The sequence below is a fragment of the Citrobacter sp. MGH 55 genome, from assembly GCF_016906145.1.
Classification (GTDB): domain Bacteria; phylum Pseudomonadota; class Gammaproteobacteria; order Enterobacterales; family Enterobacteriaceae; genus Citrobacter_A; species Citrobacter_A amalonaticus.
This window is the reverse complement of record NZ_CP070239.1, coordinates 1157112-1158300: the sequence shown is the minus strand read 5'-3', so window position 1 is coordinate 1158300 and position 1189 is coordinate 1157112. Positions and strand designations below refer to the sequence as shown.

The 1189-nt window shown below is 53.0% G+C and carries 1 protein-coding gene; it reads left to right on the top strand.

The features are described 5' to 3' along the window. A partial coding sequence (locus JTI98_RS21075; RefSeq protein WP_305852754.1) for a S6 family peptidase occupies positions 1–1189 on the top strand: 1189 nt, incomplete at both ends.

Sequence of the window (1189 nt, the reverse complement as noted above, 5' to 3'; positions counted from 1 at the left end):
ACATGGCCTGCTTCATTGAACAGCGGTAAAGATCTCACTTTCCAGGGCGGCGGAACCGTTGTATTAGAAAACACCGTTAATCAGGGGGCAGGAACACTGACCTTTGATGATGATTACATTATTAAGCCCCTGGATTCTCAGACCTGGAAAGGTGGCGGGATCATTGTTAACGGCGATCATACCGTCGACTGGCAGGTGAACGGTGTTCAGGGCGACAATCTGCATAAGCTCGGTACCGGGACACTGAAAGTGAATGGCACGGGTATCAATCCCGGTGGGCTGAATGTTGGCGAAGGGACGGTGGTTCTGGCACAACGACCGGACAGCGATGGCAACGTTCAGGCCTTTAATAATGTCAGTATTGTGAGCGGTCGCCCAACCGTTGTGTTAAGTGATGACAAACAGGTTAATCCCGACAATATCAAATGGGGTTATCGCGGCGGTAAGCTCGACATCAACGGTAGCAGCCTTACCTTCCATCAGCTTAACGGTGCGGACGACGGGGCGATCCTGACCAACAGCGGGAAGCAGGCCTCCGTCAACCTGGATTTCAATAAAGCAGATGCCACAACGACGGTTGCCAATATCTGGCACGGTCACTTCACCGGCAATGTTGATGTCAAAAATACCGTGACACCCGGAACGCAGAACGACTTTGTTATGGATGGCGGGATGAACACGCAGGGGAGCTTCACCCAGCAAAATGGCCGTCTGTTTGTCCAGGGGCATCCGGTTATCCATGCCGTCAGCACGCAAGCCGTAGCGGATAAGCTGAAAGCGCTGGGCGACAACTCTGTCCTCACTCAGCCGGTTTCCTTTACCCAGAGTGACTGGGAAACCCGCCAGTTCAGCCTGAAACAGCTTAATCTGCATAACGTTGATTTCAGTCTGGCGAGGAATGCCAGCCTTAATACACATATTAATGCCGACCATTCCACCGTAACGCTGGGCAGTGAAAACCTCTATATCGATCTCAATGACGGGAACGGAGTGGAAACCACGCCGTCATTCGGGCAGTCAAAAGCGACAAACGACGCCGATCAGAGCCGTTTCACCGGACGCGTACAGCTGAAGAACGGCTCCACCCTCAACATTAATGAACACTTTAGCGGCGGGATTGACAGCGCAGACAGTTCGGTGACCGTGGCGTCCAGTGATGCCGTTCTCAGCCAGTTCAGTCGTTTCACCC